This is a genomic window from Halanaerobium congolense, assembly GCF_004366375.1.
GTDB lineage: Bacteria > Bacillota > Halanaerobiia > Halanaerobiales > Halanaerobiaceae > Halanaerobium > Halanaerobium congolense.
The window spans coordinates 1-20,005 of the sequence record NZ_SOEF01000026.1 but is presented as its reverse complement, the minus strand read 5'-3'; the positions used below and the strand labels follow the sequence as shown (position 1 = coordinate 20,005).

Genomic DNA, 20,005 nt, shown 5'->3' with positions numbered 1-20,005 from the left:
TTTAGCTGAGAATTTATTTTAAAAGATATAATTAATTAATGGAGGGAAGCCAAATGTTTGATATTGAATTAAAAAGAGATGGCAGAGAAAATCTATATACCCAAATTTATGAAGCAATACGGGCAGAAATTCTGGCAGACAAATATACCCCTGATACAAAAATGCTATCAATAAGAAAACTTGCTTCCCGACTTAGTGTGAATGCAGAAACTGTAGTTAAGGCTTATGATTTACTGGAAGCTGAAAATCTTATTTACAAAAAAGAGGGTAGTGGGAGCTATATTGCTCCTGCTGCTGCTCTCAAAAATAATAGTGATGATCAGAGACTAAGAATTTTAACCTCTAAACCGTCTTTATCTTCTCAAAAAATCATTGATTTTAGTGGTCCAGAACACGGAAAAGAATTTCTAGAAGAGTATGCATGGGATTTGATTTTTGATCGTTTTTATTCTGATTTTAAAAGTGAGAGTTTTAAAAAAGTTGAAGCTAAAAAAAGCAGCTATTTTCAGCTTTTAAAATCAAAAAATGAAAATTTGAGTAAAAGCAAACTTTATTATAGTTCAGAAGCCAAATTAGAAGAAATATTATTGACATTAGTTGGGAAAAACAAAGAATTATTATTTACCAGTGGTAGTGACAATTCTCTATTTACTAAATTATTTTTGCAAGATCACAGCATTAATAGTAAAACCAATAAAGTTTCTTTTTCTACTCCAAATGCAAATATTCATATAAGTTCTGCAGATTACGATAGTTTAATGGACTATCTTGAAAATAATACCATTGACTATTTAATCATAAGTGATGATTTTGTAGAGGAAAGCATTTTTAATTGGAGCCTTTCTAAAATAAAATCTTTGCTGGAACTTTCTCAAATGCTTAAGTTTAAAGTGATTATTTTAGAGCATTTTGCTCTTTATCAAAACAATGAAAAAATAAAAGAACTTTTAGAATCTAAATATAATAATCAAATTATTCTAATTCAAGCATTAACAAATAGGGTTTTTCCAGGTTTAAAATTAGGATTAGCCTATTTAGATGATTATTATTTAAATTCTTTAGATAATAATTCAATTTTAAATAAATATTCTTTGGATGATTTTATAAATAAAAAAAATCTATCTGCAGGAGAAAATCTAGTTAATAATCTTTTAAGTTATTATATTGATAATGGCTATCTAGAAAAAAGAATTAAATTTTTAAGACAGCGTTTAAATAACAGGAAGGTTTTATTAAGAGAAGCAATTAAGGATCATTTTAGAGGTATTGAAACTGCAGATGTTTCTTCTTTGTTTTATTTTAAATTATTATTGAACCAAAATATCAATCAGCATGATTTCAAAGTTTTTGCTGAAAAAAATTCTCTTTTATTACCTGATTATAGGAACTTTTTCAGTCGTGAAATAAGTAATGAACTAATTATTTCAGCGGCATCATTAAATCAATTCTCAATAAAACAGGGAGTTATGGTTTTAGCTAAAATTTATTGGCAGTTTATCAGTTAATAAATAACTTTATTTTTTTAAAATATATGCTAAAATAATAATATAAGCAATTATTAAATTCTTTATTAACTTTGTCTTAGTTATTAAGTCACAAAAGAGTCAATTTTTTATTCAATTTAATAGGGGGTTAAATAAAATGACAGAAGACCTAAAATTGGAAACTTTAAAAGACCTTATTCAATGTCAGGAGAGTCCCTGTATTTCAATTTACATGTCAACTAAGGCGGTGCACAAAGGAGAATTTAAAAAGCTAGAAATTGAGTTTAAAAATTTATTACAAAAAGTAGAAGAGAAGCTAAAAGCAGATTGGGGATTTAAGGAAAGAGAAATTAATAAATTATTGGAGCCAGCATTTAAATTGGCATCTGACAGTAATTTTTGGCAGCAGCAAAAAGAAGGACTGGCAGTTTTTATATCTTCTGAGAATTTTAGAGTTTTTAAACTTTCAGTAGATACTTATGATAATTCACATGTAAGTTATAATTTTAATTTAAAACAATTAATTTCTGAGATTCATGACAGTCAGGAATATTATTTATTAGCTTTAAGTTCTAATTATAATCGATTATATCGGGTGAACAGAAATGATATTGAAGCACTTGATTTAGAGGAATTACCTCTAAACATTAAAGAATTTCTTAATTTAGATGATGAAGCGGCCGAAAAATATCAATCAATAAATACAGCTGGAGGGTCCCCAGTTTTTCATGGACAGGGAGCAGCTGGCGATGATGATAATGAAGACCTGCTTCATTATTTAAAAGAAATTGATCGTGTTATTAATACTAAATTAAAGGATAAGAAAAATTATTTAATTGTTGCCGCAGATGATAGTTTATTTTCTCTTTATAAAAACATTAATAGTTATCAAGGTCTTTTAGATGAACATTTAAACGGCAATGCTAAACAAATGAATAATAAAGAGCTTCGAGAAAAGAGCTGGGAGATTATTGGTTCCCATATTCATGACTATTTAGAAGATATTAAAGAAAGATATATGGAACTAAAATCGAGCGATAAAAGTTCAGCTGACTTAGAAAAGATTGTTGAAGCAGCTCATTATGGAAAAGTTGATACTCTGGTTTTAAATAAATTAGCTGAGAAAGCTGGAGTTTTTGTAGAAGATCAAAATGAAGTTAAGCTAATGGATAATACCAAGGATTACGATCTTTATAATTATGCTGCAGTGGAAACAATAAAAAATGGTGGCTCAGTCTATTCAATAGAAAAGGATGAAATGCCAGAAGAAAATGATATTCTGGCAATTTATAGATATTAAAATACTAGCTTAAAAAAGACTGTCTGAATTTTTTAGGCAGTCTTTAGTTTTTTAAACGCTCCGAAATTTCGATTCCAGCTAAATAAGCAGTAGAAAAAGCAGCCTGAAGATTATAACCACCTGTATCTCCATCAATATTTAAAACTTCACCAGCAGCAAAAAAATTATTAATTATTCTTGACTCCATATTTTGAGGATTAATTTCTTTTAAATCAATACCACCTTTTGTTACCATAGATTGATGAAAGCCTGCTAATTCTTTAACTTCAAATTCTAAACTAGAAAAATGTTCAATAATTTCTTTTCTTTCTTTTTTATTTAGATGAGCTGCATTTATACTACCGTCAATTTCCGACATCTTTAGAATTTTTTCAATTAATCTTTGGGCTAAAGGATAATTGATTAGAAGATTTAACAAATTCAGTTTACCTTCTCTTTCAATTTTTTTGATCAGATTTTTTTCTAACTCTTCTTTATTATAGTTAAGTAATTTAATCTTAATTATATCACCGCTTTTAATATAGCGAGAATAGTTAATAATTCCTGGGCCCGAAAGACCACGATGAGTCAAAAGTAGATCATCCTTCCAGCTTCGGAGAAGATTATTATTCCTGTAAAGTGAAATCTTTTTATTTCTTAATGAAATTCCACTAAGACTTTTGAATTGATAGTTTTTAATAATAACTGGAGCAAGAGCAGGTCTTGGATCAATAATTTGATGTCCTAAGTCAGCGGCAATTTTAAAACCAGCACCAGTTGATCCAGTTTTAGGGAATGACTTTCCTCCAGTTGCTAAAAGAAAATAGCTGCTTAGATAATTTCTGTTTGTTGTTTTTATTTCAAAGTGATTTAAATTTTCATTATAAGATACATTTTTTACAGCTGTATTATACTTTATTTTTATATTTTTTTTATTGCATTCTTTTAATAAAACGTCTAATATATCTGATGCTTTATTAGAGGCAGGAAATATTTTTCCTCCCCGTGCCTTTCTAAATTTTATACCTCTATGTTTAAAGAAATTCATCAACATTTTATTGTCAAAGGTATATAACGGTCCTAACAAAAAATTAAAATTATCACCATAGTGGTTAAAGAAATTAGCTATATTACCCGCATGAGTTAAATTACACTGGCCAGAACCACTTATTAATAGTTTTTTTCCGGCACTATGATTTTTTTCTAAAATTAATATATCTTTGTTTTTATTATCTTCTGCTGCCTGAATTGCGGCAAAAAGTCCTGCAGGTCCAGCACCTGCAATGATAAGATCAACTTTCATAAATAAAATTCTCCTTTTAGGGTCTTATTTTCTTCTTTTTTTAAAATTTATAATAGATATTTAGAAGTTTTAAATTCTTGCTTTTAACAATTTTCTGTGTTAAAATAGATAATGTTGATGCCGAAGTGGTGGAATTGGCAGACGCGACGGATTCAAAATCCGTTGTCCTCACGGACGTGTGGGTTCGAGTCCCACCTTCGGCACCATTTGATAAAAAAATATAGATTCATAATGTGAAATCTCCTTTTTGAGGAGGTTTTTTATTAGCTAGGAGATTATACCTAATGGTTTGTTGTGGATAATATTTATAGTTTCATAATTTCCGCTATCAACAAAATTTAACCTTACTGTATTACGGATTGTCCTAAGGACATTTTGTTCATTTTAATAAGTAAAATTCACGTAGATTAGATCTCATTTATTCTAGACATAATTGGAAAACAGATTAAATAGGCAATAATTAAATAGATTGAAGTTGTGAAAAAACCTCTCAAATAATGAAAATCAAATTGCTTTCCTAAATGAAGTAGAAATTCAAACATAGGGATTGAGCTTAAAGAATATTTTATTAAATGTTTGCTATTATAACCAATAAAAAATGGGAAGGCCATCAAAGAAAGAAATGATAAAATAGTACTAAATGTATTTGTTTTTTGTTTTAATCCACAGCATTTAAATTCAAAAATTGAAGTTGAATCAAACTCTTTAATCCAATCACCTGCACTATTAAATAAAGTTGATTTAGCAAAAGCATGAGCAATAATGTGTAATACTGCGCCATAATATCCAAAAATATTTCCACTGCCTATAGCAAGTGTGATAAAACCAAACTGACTAATAGAACTATAGGCTAAAACCAACTTATAATTCTTTTCTTCAAGAGCTTTGATTCCTCCATAATAGATCATAATCATACCTAGATAAAGCAAAACTCTATTACCTTCTGTTATAATTCTTAAGAGTGTAATATAACCTAACTTTGCAACAAGTCCAGAAGAAATAGCTGAAAAACTAGTAGAAGCCTGTTTATAAACATATGGGACCCAACTGTGAAATCCAACAACCGCACTTTTAACCCCTAAACCGATTATAAACATTAACTGCAGCCAGAACTCATCAACTGCTCCTATTGTTTTATATCCGTTAGTATAGGCAGTTAAAACTGTTAAAATTAAAAAGCTACCACCTATAAATTGAATCACAAAATATTTCCAGGCAATATTTTTATCGTCCCAGGCTAAGAGTAAAGAAGTTGTCAGAGTAACCATTTCCCATCCGATCATAAAAATTAACCAGTTTGTTGTGCTAATAACAAGACTGTAATTAATAATAAAAATAAATATGAGACCTAAAAATAAAAATTTATAGTTTTTAATTTTTCTCCAACTGGAAAATAAAGTAAACATGCTAACTAAAAACCCTGTAACTAAAAATAATATATTGGTATTATTTAAAAAAAGTTATTTAAAATAAGCTCCGCCATTTAACAATCCCTCCCCTTTTGAAAAATTATATCACAACTGCTAAAAGACTAAAAGAAAAATAAAACTTCATATGAGTCCAGAAAAATTTGACAAATACGGATGATGATGATATATTTAACTTACTGAGTATTCTAAACTAGTTACACATATTCAGGTTAAATTTTAGGAGGAAGATATTAATATGGTTTACACAGGAAAAGTTAAATGGTTTGATGAGAAAAAAGGTTATGGCTTTATTGAAAGAGAAGATGGCGACGATGTATTTGTACATTTCTCTGCTCTTCAGCAGGAAGGCTTTAAAACTTTAGAAGAGGGTCAAGAAGTAGAATTTGAAATTGTTGAAGGAGATCGTGGACCTCAAGCAGAGAATGTTGATGTTATATAATTAAAGTTTAATTATGTAAAAGTTGCCCTGGTTATTAATTTAACTGGGGTTTTTCTATGTTTTAAAATAAAAATAATAGTTGATTTTTATTATCACTAAAGGTAAAATTATATATAGATGACAAAAGAAAGTAAAAAATAGTAAGGTGGAGGTAAGCTCATGAATTTTAAAATAATAGTTGACAGCTGCTGTGATCTTACAGAGGAATTAAGGGAAAGATTTGATATTTCTACAGCACCACTGTCTATAGATGTTGGTAATAAGCACTACATAGATGATGAAAACCTGGATCGAGATGGCTTATTAGATGCAATGCGTAACAGCAGTGATGTACCTAAGACTGCTAGTCCGGGTCCCGGGCCTTTTTTAGATTTATATCAAAAATATGAAAACTCATTTGTAGTTACTCTATCAAAAGAATTAAGTGCATCTTATCAAAATGCTGTACTTGCAAAAGAATTATTAAAAGAAGAAGCAGCAGATAAATTTGTAAAAGTTTTTAATTCTTTTAGTGCTTCTGCAGGTGAAACAATGATTGCTTATAAATTAGGTGAGTTGATTGAAGCTGGATTAAATAGAGATGAAATTGTAGAAAAAACTGAGAAATATGTTGAAGAAATGCAAACTTTATTTGTATTAGATTCTCTTGATAATTTGATTAAAGCAGGAAGAATGGGTAAATTAAAAGGAAAAATTGCTTCATTTTTTAATATCAAACCGGTTTTAGGTGCTACACCTGAAGGTACTATTACGCTTTTTGATAAGGCAAGAGGCAGTAAACGTGCAATTAGAAAATTAGTAGAGAAAATTGGTGAAAGAGGAGAAAATTTAGAAAAAAAAGTTCTTGGGATAGCTCACTGTAATGCCTTAGAAAAAGCGGAGTATATAAAAGAAAAAGCAGCGGAAAAATACAATTTTAGAGAGACTATTATTGTAGAAACTGCTGGAATTAGTACAGTTTATGCTAATGAAGGTGGAATAGTGCTGGCATTTTAAAAAAGCCGGTGTAGCTCAACTGGTAGAGCAATAGTATCGTAAACTACAGGCTGCAGGTTCAATTCCTGTCACCGGCTCCATTGAAAAGAAGAATTAACAAGTTTTAAAATTATGTAAAAAATTATATATTATAATTTTAATTAATATAAAAAGTGTGTTTATAGCTCTATCAGAGTCGACATTGATAGAGCTATAATGTTTTAGAATTTTATTTTTTGGATTAAATTCTCCTAAGTGTATTCTTAAATCTTTCCAAAAATCTGGAAAGAAAATAATATTTAAGAAAAGACCACCAAAAGTAAGCTAAGTAAATAAGTTGTGCTGTGCCAATAATCTCCCCAGCTTAATAATAATCCAATTTCGTCCATAAATAATCCTAATCCAATACCATACATTAATGCATTATCTCTTCGATCAATAAATTTAGTTTTAGTAATAGAAAACCAACCAGCTAGAGCAATTAACGCTATCCCAATATATAAATGATGAATATGATAACCAAAGAGTATAAATATTTGTTCCAATATAAAACTTTATATTACCAGTTTTAGCAGCAGTTGAAGCTGCACTTCCTGCGGAACCAGCAATCATTACAGCTAATCTAATGAAAAGAAAAGTTAAAAGATCTTTGAATTATTATTAAGGTTATGAACTTAAAATTTATAAAAAATGAATTATTGTTAATTAATGAGGCTGTACTGTTAAGTTAAAGATAATCTACTCAAATCGAAAATTATAATACGGTTTGAAACGGTATTTAGCTTGACAATCTCCCATAAAAAGTTATAAAATCTATATTAGACCGTAAAATTGTGGGAGTGATTTTTGTGAGTGATTTATTAATTATGACACCCGGTCCGACTGAAGTTAGTGAAGAAGTTAGACGGGCAATGAGCCAAAAAATTACTAATCCTGATTTGGATCCTGAATTTTTTGATTTTTATCTTGATGTTAGTTCTAAACTGCAGCAGGTTATCAAAACAAAAAATGATGTGATTATTATGAGTGGGGAGGGTATTTTAGGACTGGAATCTGCCTGTGCTTCCTTAATTGAGCCGGGGGATAAGGTTTTAGTTTTAGATAATGGAATTTTTGGCAGAGGATTTGCAGATTTTGCTGATTTATATGGGGCGGAAGTTACAAAATGGGACTTCCCCTATAATCAAGAAATAGATATTGATGAATTATCTAAAAAATTAGCAGAGAATAGCGATTTTAAATTTGCAACTTTTGTTCATTGCGAAACTCCTACTGGAATTATAAATAATGCTGGTGAAATTACTAATTTATTAAATAAATATAGCATTTTGTCAGTTGTGGATTCAGTTTCTGCAATTGGTGGGGTTCCTATTGAAGTTGATAAATGGGGAATTGATATCATATTGGGAGGCTCTCAAAAATGTCTTTCTGTGCCACCAGGACTTACATTTATGAGTGTTAGTGATGCAGCCTGGGAGACAGTAAATAATAGAGAAACCCCTGTTAGAGGATACTATACTAATTTACAGCTCTGGCAGAATTGGTATGAGGAAAAATATTTTCCTTATACTCAGGCGATTAGTGATATTTATGCTTTAAATGCTGCTTTAGATAAATGGCTGGCAGATAAAGAAATTTTTGACCGTCATAATAAAATTGCTGCAGCAGTTAGAGAATCTATAAAAAAATCAAATCTTAATCTATTTGCTGAAAATGGTTATTCTGATACTGTTACTGCTATAGAGATTCCCAATTCTATAAATTATCAAGAATTAAATCAGTTGATGACAGAAAGTTATAATGTTATGATTGCAGCCTCATTAGGAGAATTTGAAGATAAGTTAATCAGAATTGGACATATGGGAGAAAATTGTTATGAAGAAAAGCTGTATAGAACTTTAAAAGCTTTTGATCACAGTTTAAGAGAACTAGGTTTTAATTTAAATGTTGAATTACATAAAGTATTTGTAAATGAAATGAACTAAGGGGATGGCGCTCCCCTTCAATTATTATTTATTTGACAGATGATGGCTCCTATCTTGTAGGGATATCCTTATTAAGATAGGAGCCTTTTTTATTAGGTACAACATAAGGTACAACATATAGGTACCAGGTACAAAAAGGCTTTTTTGTACCTGGTACAGAAGAATAAATTCACAATCTTTTGTTTTAATTGGTACCTCAGTTGATGATGTGTTACCTCTTAAAGGTTATATACTGGATATGGGTCGTGGAACCACTCATAAAAAAGCGATAATAGAGCTTTATGAGCAAAAGGTTCAGCCACCTGATATAGCCAGAAAAACAAATCATTCATTAAATGCTGTAGATAGATATATCAAAGACTATTAACGCGTTAAATTCCTTATCAGGCGCGGTATAAGCACAACCCAGATCAAACATATGACAGGCCGAGGAGCTTCTGTTATCAAACAATACAGGAAGCTGATAGAAAAATATCATCCTGAATATTTTGATTCTGATAACGATAAATAATAGATTAATTTGAAATACTAAGAATCAGGAAGAATAGGACCGGACAAATGTCCTAAATGTAATTTTTTAATATTTGATTATAATTATTTAGGTGTGATATAATTAACTTAGAAAATAATTAAAAAATTTAAAATAATGTGATAAAATAGCATTATACATATTTTGATGTAAATTGACAGAATAAAATAAATTTTTAAGCAAATCAAAGATATATAATTCACAAAGGAGGATATTATGTCATTAAATGTGAAAGAATTAAGGGAATATGAACCGGAATTAATGAATATTTTAAAAAAATATTCAGGCAGTGAGTATGAATTAATTGAAGTTTTACATGAAGCACAGGAATTAATTGGCTATTTACCAAAGGAAGCGCAAAAGATTATTGCCAGACAGTTAGATTTAGCACCTGGTAGGGTTAGCAGTGTGGTCTCTTTTTATAATCACTTTTCAGAATATTCTAAAGGTGAGTTCCAGGTTTCGCTTTGTAAAGGAACTGCGTGTTATGTTAAAGGTTCCCAGGAAATCATTGAAAAAATCGAAAATAAGTATGGAATTAAATCAGGCCAGACAACAGAAGATGGTAAACTTTCATTAAATATTGTGCGGTGTTTAGGTGCCTGTGGACTTTCTCCCGTAATGACTGTAAATGGTAAAGCACATGGACTACTTAATCCAGAAAAAGCAGTAAAAATTATTGATAGTTATTTAAATGGTAAAATCAAGGAGGAAGAAAATGCTTAAAATAGGAGAATTAGAAGAAATTCAAAAGGACTTATTTGCTAAATATTCAGACATAAAAAAAGATAGAATTGTTATTGGTATGGGTACCTGTGGAATTGCAGCAGGTGCAGAAGAAATACTTACAGCAGTAAAAAAGGAATTAAAAAATTTGAATTTAAATGATATAGAAATTTCAATAACTGGCTGCCTGGGTATCTGTGCTGAAGAACCAATTATGGAGATTAGAACTGATAATAAACGTTTTATCTATGGTAATTTAAACCCGGAAAAAGCTAGAGAAATTTTAAAATCACATTTAATTGAAAAAAATATCATAAATCGCTGGTTGATTGATCCAGAAAGTGACTTTTTTAGCAAACAAAAACGGATTGTACTCAAAAATTGTGGAAATATTAATCCAGAAAATATAGAAGAGGCAATTGCAAATCACGGTTATCTTGGGCTTGCCAGAGCTTTAGAAAGTTTCAGTTCAACTGAAGTAATAAAAATTATCAAGGATGCAAAATTGCGTGGTAGAGGTGGAGCAGGTTTTCCAACCGGGTTAAAGTGGGAACTTGCAGCAAAAAATAATGATCAAGAAAAATATTTAATCTGTAATGCTGATGAAGGGGACCCAGGTGCTTTTATGGATAGAAGCATTTTGGAAGGGGACCCTCACAGACTGCTGGAAGGGATGGCTTTAGCAGCTTATGCAATTGGTGCTTCCCAGGGATATATTTACTGCCGAGCTGAGTATCCATTAGCAATTAAAAGACTTAAAAATGCAATTGAATCAGCAGAAGAAATGGGTTTGCTTGGAGAAAATATTTTAGGCAGTGGTTTTGATTTTAAAGTAAACATTAGATTGGGGGCAGGTGCCTTTGTTTGTGGAGAAGAAACTTCACTTATTGCTTCGATTGAAGGAAAAAGAGGAGAGCCCCGTTCTAAACCACCATTTCCAAGCGAGTCTGGTTTATTTAAAAAAGCAACAGTTATTAACAATGTTGAGACTTTATCTAATGTTCCTGAAATAATACGTAAGGGTAGTGAATGGTTTAAAAAGACTGGTACAGAAGCGAGTCCGGGTACCAAAGTTTTTGCTCTGGCTGGAAAAATAAAAACTAATGGTTTAGTGGAAGTTCCGATGGGAACCACGCCAGGAGAAATAATATTTGACATTTGTGGAGGACTAGAAAATGATGCAGAATTTAAAGCGGCTCAAACAGGTGGACCGTCTGGAGGATGTATTCCAGTTGAACACTTAAATGTTCCAATTGATTATGATTCGCTTAAAGAGTTAGGAACTATAATGGGATCTGGAGGTTTAATAGTAATGGACACTCAGACCTGTATGGTTGATTTAGCAAAATATTTTATTGATTTCTGTAAAGACGAATCATGTGGTCAGTGTACATCCTGTAGAATTGGGACAACAAGAATGCTTGAAGTTCTAGAAAAAATCAGTGAAGGCCGTGGTGAAAAGCAGGATTTAGATTTACTTATAGAAATGGGAGAAGTAGTCAAAGACTCTTCTTTCTGTGGTTTAGGTCAGTCTGCTCCTAACCCAGTTTTAAGTACCATAAGATATTTTAAAGACGAATATCTGGATCATATTGAAAACAAACATTGTGATTCTTCAGTTTGTGCTTCCTTATTTACTTCTCCCTGTCAGAATGCTTGTCCAGCAAATGTAGATGTACCTCTTTATATTGATGCTATCAGACATGGTGATTACAAACGAGCTTATCAAATTATTCAAATTGAAAATCCTTTAGTTTTAGTTTGTGGTCGGGTTTGTTATAATCTCTGTGAAAATGCATGTAACAGGGATGGAATAGATGAAGCTCTAGCAATAAGAGAATTAAAAAGATTTGCTAGTGATTATCTATTAAAAAATGAAGATGGTTTTCCAATTCCAGAAATTGAAGCAGAAAAAGATAAAAAAATTGCAGTAATTGGTTCTGGCCCTTCAGGTTTAACTGCAGCTTTTTATCTGCGCAAAAAAGGTTATCAGGTTACAATATTTGAGGCGGAAACAGAAGTAGGAGGAATGCTTGCTTTAGGAATTCCAGAATATCGTTTGCCAAAAGAACTCTTAAATGAAGAAATTGGTGTTTTAACAGCAATGGGGGTAGAAATTGTTGTAAATACTAAAATCGGAAAAGATATATTAATTGAAGATTTAAGAGAAGAAGGTTTTTGGGCTGTATATCTGGCTGTAGGAGCTCAAAAAGATAGAGACTTAAATATTGAAGGAAATGAGGGAGTAGAAGGTTATTACTCTGCTTTAGATGTTTTGAAAAAGCTAAATCAGGGTCATGAATTTGATTTTAAAGATAAGAAAATATCTGTAATTGGAGGCGGAAATGCTGCAATTGATACTGCCAGAAATATGATTAGACTTGGGGCTGAAGAAGTGAATATTATTTACCGCAGAACTAAGAATGATATGCCTGCACACAAAGAAGAGATAAAAGAAGCTGAATATGAAAAAGTAAATATTTATTCACAGCTGAATCCATATAAAATTCATTCTGAAAATAATAAAATTAAAAAATTAGAATGTTTAGAAGTTAAAGGTGGAAAATTTGATCAAAGTGGTAGAAGAAAACCGGTTGAAATTAAAGACTCAAAGTTAATGATTGATACCGATATTATTATTTCTGCAGTTGGTCAGGAAGTTGAAGATTATTTTAATAAAGGTAAATTTAAAGTTGAGTTAACAAAAAGTAATTTGATTAAGACTGAAGGAGATTTTTCGACAAATGTTGACTGGGTTTTTGCAGGGGGAGACTGTGTAAGCGGTCCTTCAACAGTAGTTGAATCAATTCAGCAGGGTAAAAAGGCAGCCTCAGAAATTGATAAATACCTGGGTGGTGATGGAGAAGTAGTTAAAAAAGAAAATTTTGAAAGAAATATCTCCAGTCCTATTTTAGAGGAACAAAAATCCAGAGTCAAGATGCCTACAATACTTCTGTCTGAAAGAAAAAGAGGATTTAAAGAGGTTGAAAAAGGATATTCTTTGGATCAGGCAGTTGAAGAAGCATCTCGCTGCTTACGCTGTGATGTTAAAGAAAAAGAGGAAGTGATATAAATGGAAAATAAATTAGTTAATATAGAAATTGATGGAGAAAGTATAGAAGTTGAAGCGGAAACATCTATCTTAGATGCAGCGAAAAAATTAAATAAAGATATCCCAACACTATGCTATTTAGAAGAAAAAAACTTAATTGGAGCCTGCAGAATCTGTCTGGTAGAAATTGAAAATTCAGGTAAACTTGCAGCTTCCTGTATAACTCCAGTATCTGAGGGGCTAAAAATTAAGACTAACAGCAGTAGAGTTAGAAGGAATAGGAAAATGAATTTAGAGTTTTTACTCTCAAATCATAATATCGAATGTCCTAGCTGTATTAGTAACGAAAGTTGTGAGTTAAGAGAAATTGCTGAAGAATTTGGTGTTAGAGAAGTAAGGTTTGAAGGTAAAAAAAGCAGTTATCAAATAGACCAATCCACACCATCAATTTTTCGTGATCCAGAAAAATGTATCCTGTGCAGGCGCTGTGAAAGTGTTTGTAGAGATATTCAATCAGTAGAGGCAGTTCAAGTTTTTGGAAGGGGGTTTGAAACAGTAATTAAGCCGTCTTTCTATGAAAATTTAGCTGATAGTCCCTGTGTTTTATGTGGACAGTGTACTTTAGTATGTCCAACCGGTGCGCTTCGTGAAAAAGAATATATTGAAGAAGTCTGGCAGGCGCTGGATGATCCAGAAAAACATGTTGTGGTTCAGACTGCACCCGCAGTTAGAGTTTCACTTTCAGAAGCATTTAGTGGCAAATCAGGTGAAATTTGTACAGAAAAAATGGTAACAGCATTAAAAAAGCTTGGTTTTGATAAGGTATTTGATACTAATTTTGCTGCTGATTTAACAATTGTGGAAGAAGCAAATGAATTTGTTGAAAGAATTAATCAGGGGGGTAAGTTACCTCTTTTTACTTCCTGCAGCCCAGGCTGGATAAATTTTATTGAAGAATATTATCCGGAATATTTAGATAATCTTTCTTCCTGCAAATCACCACAGCAGATGTTTGGAGCACTGGCTCACTCATATTATCTGGATAATACTGAAGTTGAAGAAAAAGATCTTATAGTAGTTTCTATTATGCCCTGTACTGCCAAAAAGTTTGAAGCTCAAAGAGAGGAAATGGCTGGCGATGTTGATTATGTCTTAACAACAAGAGAACTTGCTCAGATGATAAAGGAGGCTGGATTTAAGTTTGAAAATCTTGAAGACAGCAATTTTGATCAACTAATGGGTGAATCTACTGGTGCAGGAGCTATATTTGGGACAACAGGTGGTGTTATGGAAGCTGCATTAAGAACTGCTTATGAAAAAATAACAGGAAAAGAATTAGAGGAGATTGATATTAATAGTGTAAGGGGTTTTGATGAAATTAAAAAAATTACTGTTAATATCGATGGGTTAGAAGTTAAAGCTGCAGTTGCTCATGGACTCTCAAATGCAAGGAAAGTTTTTGAAATGATTAAAAAAGGCGAGGAATTTCATTTTATAGAATTTATGGCCTGCCCGGGCGGCTGTCTTGGAGGAGGAGGTCAACCACTAGCTGCAGATAAAGAGGTCTTAAAAAATAGAATGAAAGCTATTTATGAAATAGATACAAACAAAAAATTAAGAAAATCACATGAAAATCCTTATATAATTAAATTATATAAGGAATATTTGGAAAACCCAGGAAGTGAAATTGCTCATAAATTACTGCACACAAAATATAAAGTGCGAAAAATTTAATGGATACATGGATAACTATTGACAGTTTTCAGTATTAATGTTAAACTAAATCACAATAATAAAAGAATAGATTAACCTTTTAAATCAGTCCAGAGAGGCTGGTAAGGGTTGAGCTAAGCAATTAATTTAAGATAATAAATTCTTAAATTTTGGGATAGCTGTGTCAATTTAACCTTCAAACCATTCTTTCTGGGGAGAAGGTTTTATTTTTATGATTAAAATTTAATAATTTACTGTATTAAGTAACAAAAGATAAATTATCTTTAGATTTTTTAATTTATCTGTTTATTTTTGTAAACCAATAGTGGTGGAGGTAGCTATATGAAAAAAGCAAAACTTGTTCTAGAAGAAGGCAGTATTTTTAATGGAGAAATTTTTGGAACTGATAAGGAAAGTTCAGGTGAAATTGTTTTTAATACTAGTATGACTGGTTATCAAGAAATACTGACTGATCCTTCCTATAAGGGAGAAATTGTCTGTATGACCTATCCTTTAATCGGAAATTATGGGATTAATGAAGACGACTTTGAATCTATCAAATCTCATGTTAATGGCTTTATAGTCAAAGAATTTGCAGAGGAACCGGAAAACTGGCGTCTAAAGAAAAAACTTGAAGAATATTTAAAAGAAAACGAAATTACTGCAATCAGGGGCATAGATACTAGAGCTTTAATTAAAATATTGAGGCAGCAGGGAACGATGCGCGGGATTATAACTACTGAAAACTTAAGTAGGCAGAAATTAATCGAGAAGGCAAAAAAAGCACCAGGACTTTCGGGAAGGGATTTAGTTTCACTTGTCAGCAGAAAAGAAACAAAAACTTATGGAACAGGAAATAAGTATCGAGTGATTTTAGTTGACTGTGGAGCTAAAGATAATATCAAAAATTCACTAGTTAAGCGTAATTGTGAAGTGATAATGGTACCGGCCAGCACATCGGCTCAGAATATATTAAATTATAATCCTGATGGAGTAATGTTTTCCAATGGACCTGGAGATCCAGAGGATGCAGATTATGTGGCAGCGACCATTAGTGAACTTTTAGGTGAGGTTCCTATTTTTGGAATTTGTCTCGGTCATCAGCTTTTGGGAAGAGCCTGTGGTGCAGATACCTATAAACTTAAATTTGGCCACCGGGGAGCCAATCATCCAGTTAAGGATTTAAGTACTAACAGAGTTTACATTACTTCTCAAAATCATGGTTTTGCAATTAAAGAAGATTCGCTAAATGATTTGAATCTAGAATTAACCCATATTAATGTTAATGATCAAACAGTTGAAGGTTTTAAACACCAAAATTATCCAGCTTTTTCTGTTCAGTATCATCCTGAAGCTTCACCAGGACCAGAAGACTCTCACTATTTATTTGATCAATTTGTTAACTTAATGCGCTGATGCTGATAGTACTGGGGACTTAGCAAATATTTCTAAATAATATCTAAATAATTTAAATCAAACAAATTTAGAATAACACAATAGGAGGATAAGATGCCGAAGAGAGAAGATATTAAAAAAGTTATGGTTATTGGTTCAGGTCCAATTATTATCGGTCAGGCAGCTGAATTTGATTATTCAGGGAGTCAGGCCTGTCGGGCTTTGAAAGAAGAAGGCTTAGAAGTTGTTTTGGTCAACAGCAATCCGGCTACAATTATGACAGATGAGAATATGGCTGATCGTGTTTATATTGAACCCCTAACTGTTGAAAGTATTATAGAAATTTTAAAAAAAGAAAATCCCGATGGACTGATTCCAACCTTAGGAGGACAGATTGCTTTAAACTTGGCTATAGACTTAGCCGAAACAAATATTTTAGAAGATTTGAATGTAGAACTTTTAGGAACTCCAATTGATACAATCGAGAAGGCAGAAGATAGAAATACTTTTAAAGAATTAATGAATGAAATTGGAGAACCAATTTTAGACAGTAAAATTGCAGAAAACATTGATCAGGCAGCTGAAATTGCAGCTAAAATCGGATATCCGGTAATTGTACGTCCTGCCTATACTATGGGAGGAACCGGTGGTGGTGTTGCTGATAATTTGGAAGAATTAAAAGAAATCACTGCCCGTGGTTTTAAACACAGCCTGATTGGCCAGGTTTTAATCGAAAAAAGTATTAAAGGCTGGAAGGAAATAGAATATGAGGTAATGCGGGATAAAAATGATAACTGTATAGTTGTTTGCAATATGGAAAACTTTGATCCGGTAGGTGTTCACACTGGTGACAGTATTGTTGTAGCTCCCAGTCAGACTTTAACAGATAAAGAATATCAGATGTTTAGAAGCTCAGCTTTAAAGATAATAAGAGCCTTAGGAATTGAAGGTGGTTGTAATGTTCAGTATGCACTTGATCCCGAGAGTTTTCAGTATTATATAATTGAGGTAAACCCCAGAGTCAGCCGCTCTAGTGCCTTGGCATCAAAGGCAACCGGTTATCCAATTGCTAAAGTTTCAGCCAGAATAGCCTTAGGCTACAGCTTAGATGAGATTGAAAATGCAATCACTGGTAAAACAACAGCCTGTTTTGAGCCAGCTTTAGATTATGTAGTCTTTAAGATACCTCGCTGGCCTTTTGATAAGTTTCACTATGCTGATCGTAATTTGGGAACTCAGATGAAGGCTACAGGAGAGGTAATGGCAATTGAAAGAAATCTGGAGGCTTCAATGCTCAAGGCTGTGCGCTCACTGGAAATCGGGCGCTATGGCTTCTACTTAGAAGAATTTAAAAAAATGAGTGACCCGGAAATTGAAGATGCCTTATTTGCGGCAGATGATAATCGACTTTTTGTGATAGCAGAAGCGCTGCGCCGTGGTTATACAGTCGGAAAAATTAACCAAATAACTGAAATCAGCACTTTCTTTTTATATAAAATTAAAAACATTATTGAGCTTGAAAACTCTCTAGCTGCCAATAAAGAAAATATAAGTGAAAACAGAGAACTACTTTACAAGGCTAAAGAAAAAGGGTTTTCAGATTCTGAGATTGCTCTTTTGACTGAAAAAACAGAAGCGGAAATAAAAAGCATCCGGGACCAGCTGCAGTTAAAACCCGTATTTAAAATGGTGGATACCTGTGCAGCAGAATTCGAAGCAGAAACACCTTACTATTATTCTTCTTATGAAAAGGTTAATGAAGCTCAGCCAACTGAAAAGAAGAAAGTAATGGTAATTGGTTCAGGACCAATTAGGATCGGCCAGGGTATAGAATTCGATTACTGCAGTGTTCATTCTGCCTGGACTTTAAATGAAGAAGGTTATGAGTCAATTATAGTTAATAATAATCCAGAAACCGTGAGTACAGATTTTGATACCTCAGATAGATTATACTTTGAACCTCTGACCAAAGAAGATATTATGCATATCATTGAAAATGAAAAACCAGAAGGAGTTATCTGTCAGTTTGGTGGTCAGACTGCTGTTAATCTGGCTGAGCCGCTGGCTGAAGCAGGAGTTAAGATACTTGGAACTTCTGTTGATTCGATTGACCTGGCAGAAGACAGAGATAGATTCATCGGTCTTTTAAATGAACTGGATATTCCAGTACCTCAGGGGGAAGTTGCGGCTTCATTCGCTGAAGCAGAAAAAATTGCTGCTAAAATTGGTTATCCAGTACTGGTAAGACCTTCCTATGTACTTGGCGGTCGGGCAATGGAAGTTGTATATAATGAGCAAGAATTAGAAGAATATATGAGAAATGCTGTTAAAATTTCACCAGATAGACCGGTTTTGGTTGATAAATATTTAAGCGGTACTGAAATTGAAATTGATGCAATTTCTGATGGAGAAACAGTAATAGTACCTGGGATTATGGAACACGTAGAGAGAGCAGGTGTTCATTCAGGAGACAGTATAGCAGTTTATCCTCCTCACCGTTTGTCTGAGAAGTTAAAGCAAAAAGCAGTGGAATATACGGAAAGAATTTCGCAGGCTTTAAATGTTAAGGGAGTTGTCAATATTCAATATGTAGTCAGTGAGGGAGAAATATTTGTGATTGAAGTTAATCCCCGCTCCAGCCGGACAATTCCATATTTGAGCAAAGTAACAGGGGTGCCGATGGTTGATCTGGCAACAAAGGCTTTACTTGGTAGAAAACTTAAGGATTTAGGTTGGGAAAGTGGCTTGGTTCCAGAAAAAGATCACGTAGCTGTTAAAGTTCCTGTTTTCTCATTTTCCAAATTAACTCAGGTTGACACCAATCTGGGTCCAGAAATGAAATCAACTGGGGAAGTTTTGGGGCTTGCTGAAACTTACGAAAAAGCATTATATAAAGGATTGATTGGAGCCGGACTTGAGATTCCTCGTGCTGGCACAATTCTGGCCACAATTGCAGATAAAGATAAGAAAGAAGCCATTGAATATATTAAAGATTTTGCAGAGCTTGGTTTTAAGATTGCTGCAACTGAGGGTACAGCAGCAGCTTTAAAGGAAAAAGGTCTTAAGGTAGACATAGTTAAAAAATTAGGAGAAGGATCACCTGATTCACTGGAGTTGATTTCTGATGACAAGATTGATCTGGTAATCAATACTCTGACAAAAGGTAAGCTTCCGGAAAGAGATGGTTTTAAAATCAGAAGATCGGCAGTGGAGATGGGAATACCCTGTTTAACTTCCCTGGATACAACTCAGGCAATGCTTAAAGTTTTAAAAGAAATTGAGTATGGTGAGAGAATTGAATATAAAGCGCTGCAGGATTATCAGAAATAAAAAACCTAGAAAAAGATACTTGAATCTAAAAATTTAAGTATCTTTTTCTAAATAAAATAAAGGAGAAATACTATAATTAAAGAATAATAGTCTTAACAGTATTTTACCTGAATTATTCATAGCAATTACGAAATATAATTTTCCTTTGGCTTAACTCTAAAATTATCTGATTTAGGAATTTAAAAGAAATTTTTTGAGTTTAATTTTTTAAAAAATCTATTTTTTGTTATTATGGTAAAAATCACTATTAAAATTGGGTATAGATATCCCGTAGTCTTCCTTTATTTTCTTAAAATTTTACAGTTCTTTTAGAATTCAATGTCAACCAAATTCTAAACTCTGTATATTATCCAGTACTTTAAAAA

Annotated in this window: 14 protein-coding genes and 2 tRNA genes; 13 read left to right on the top strand and 3 right to left on the bottom strand. The window is 32.3% G+C overall.

Translation table 11 applies throughout. The annotated features are described in order from the left end of the window. The first annotated feature begins 53 nt into the window (after positions 1-53). Positions 54-1,505, top strand: coding sequence for a GntR family transcriptional regulator (locus tag C7954_RS09740; protein WP_134059838.1), 1,452 nt, complete (start codon positions 54-56; stop codon positions 1,503-1,505). 136 nt (positions 1,506-1,641) lie between these two features. Continuing rightward, entirely contained in the window at positions 1,642-2,784 is a 1,143-nt protein-coding gene (locus C7954_RS09735) for a baeRF7 domain-containing protein (RefSeq protein ID WP_134059836.1), read from the top strand. Positions 2,785-2,827: 43 nt separating this feature from the next. On the opposite strand, the gene C7954_RS09730 is transcribed toward C7954_RS09735, so the two are convergent. Continuing rightward, positions 2,828-4,066, bottom strand: a complete 1,239-nt coding sequence (locus tag C7954_RS09730) for a BaiN/RdsA family NAD(P)/FAD-dependent oxidoreductase (protein ID WP_073160582.1) — start codon at positions 4,064-4,066, stop codon at positions 2,828-2,830. A 119-nt stretch (positions 4,067-4,185) separates the two neighbouring features. Here C7954_RS09730 and C7954_RS09725 point away from each other — a divergent pair. Next, positions 4,186-4,272, top strand: a tRNA-Leu gene (locus C7954_RS09725). 201 nt (positions 4,273-4,473) lie between these two features. On the opposite strand, the gene C7954_RS09720 is transcribed toward C7954_RS09725, so the two are convergent. Then, positions 4,474-5,349 (bottom strand): proton-conducting transporter transmembrane domain-containing protein, encoded by an 876-nt coding sequence (locus C7954_RS09720; RefSeq protein WP_243833669.1) that lies wholly within the window; start codon positions 5,347-5,349, stop codon positions 4,474-4,476. Between the two features lie 382 nt (positions 5,350-5,731). Here C7954_RS09720 and C7954_RS09715 point away from each other — a divergent pair, with 382 nt between their 5' ends. From C7954_RS09715 to C7954_RS09705, 3 genes are all read left to right on the top strand, one after another. After that, a complete protein-coding gene (locus C7954_RS09715; protein ID WP_005487305.1) occupies positions 5,732-5,935 on the top strand; it encodes a cold-shock protein in 204 nt (67 codons plus the stop codon). Positions 5,936-6,094: 159 nt separating this feature from the next. Next, positions 6,095-6,931, top strand: coding sequence for a DegV family protein (locus tag C7954_RS09710; protein ID WP_134059833.1), 837 nt, complete (start codon positions 6,095-6,097; stop codon positions 6,929-6,931). A gap of 4 nt (positions 6,932-6,935) precedes the next feature. Next, positions 6,936-7,011 (top strand) — tRNA-Thr (locus tag C7954_RS09705). Between the two features lie 198 nt (positions 7,012-7,209). Here the strand turns inward: C7954_RS09705 and C7954_RS13910 are convergent. Next, positions 7,210-7,455 (bottom strand): hypothetical protein, encoded by a 246-nt coding sequence (locus C7954_RS13910; RefSeq protein WP_243833668.1) that lies wholly within the window; start codon positions 7,453-7,455, stop codon positions 7,210-7,212. 303 nt (positions 7,456-7,758) lie between these two features. Between C7954_RS13910 and C7954_RS09695 the strand changes: the two genes are divergently transcribed. The 7 genes from C7954_RS09695 to carB all read left to right on the top strand — a co-directional run bounded on the left by C7954_RS09695 (position 7,759) and on the right by carB (position 19,640). After that, entirely contained in the window at positions 7,759-8,895 is a 1,137-nt protein-coding gene (locus C7954_RS09695) for a pyridoxal-phosphate-dependent aminotransferase family protein (protein ID WP_134059831.1), read from the top strand. A 208-nt stretch (positions 8,896-9,103) separates the two neighbouring features. Then, positions 9,104-9,262 carry a DUF1670 domain-containing protein gene (locus C7954_RS09690; RefSeq protein ID WP_134059829.1) on the top strand — a complete coding sequence of 53 codons (159 nt, stop codon included), beginning with the start codon at positions 9,104-9,106 and terminating at the stop codon, positions 9,260-9,262. 378 nt (positions 9,263-9,640) lie between these two features. Beyond that, positions 9,641-10,150: an NADH-quinone oxidoreductase subunit NuoE family protein gene (locus tag C7954_RS09685; RefSeq protein WP_134059827.1), complete on the top strand. Its 510-nt coding sequence runs from the start codon at positions 9,641-9,643 to the stop codon at positions 10,148-10,150. Beyond that, on the top strand, positions 10,143-13,223 hold the full coding sequence (locus tag C7954_RS09680) for an NADH-ubiquinone oxidoreductase-F iron-sulfur binding region domain-containing protein (protein WP_134059825.1): 3,081 nt from the start codon (positions 10,143-10,145) through the stop codon (positions 13,221-13,223). The genes C7954_RS09685 and C7954_RS09680 overlap by 8 nt, the downstream gene beginning before the upstream one ends. Next, the gene (locus tag C7954_RS09675; RefSeq protein ID WP_134059823.1) at positions 13,224-14,936 is read left to right on the top strand and encodes an NADH-dependent [FeFe] hydrogenase, group A6; all 1,713 of its coding nucleotides are present in this window, start codon (positions 13,224-13,226) and stop codon (positions 14,934-14,936) included. 321 nt (positions 14,937-15,257) lie between these two features. Further along, positions 15,258-16,331: a glutamine-hydrolyzing carbamoyl-phosphate synthase small subunit gene (gene carA, locus C7954_RS09670; protein ID WP_073160962.1), complete on the top strand. Its 1,074-nt coding sequence runs from the start codon at positions 15,258-15,260 to the stop codon at positions 16,329-16,331. A gap of 93 nt (positions 16,332-16,424) precedes the next feature. Continuing rightward, positions 16,425-19,640: a carbamoyl-phosphate synthase large subunit gene (gene carB / locus C7954_RS09665; protein ID WP_134059821.1), complete on the top strand. Its 3,216-nt coding sequence runs from the start codon at positions 16,425-16,427 to the stop codon at positions 19,638-19,640. Positions 19,641-20,005 lie beyond the last annotated feature (365 nt).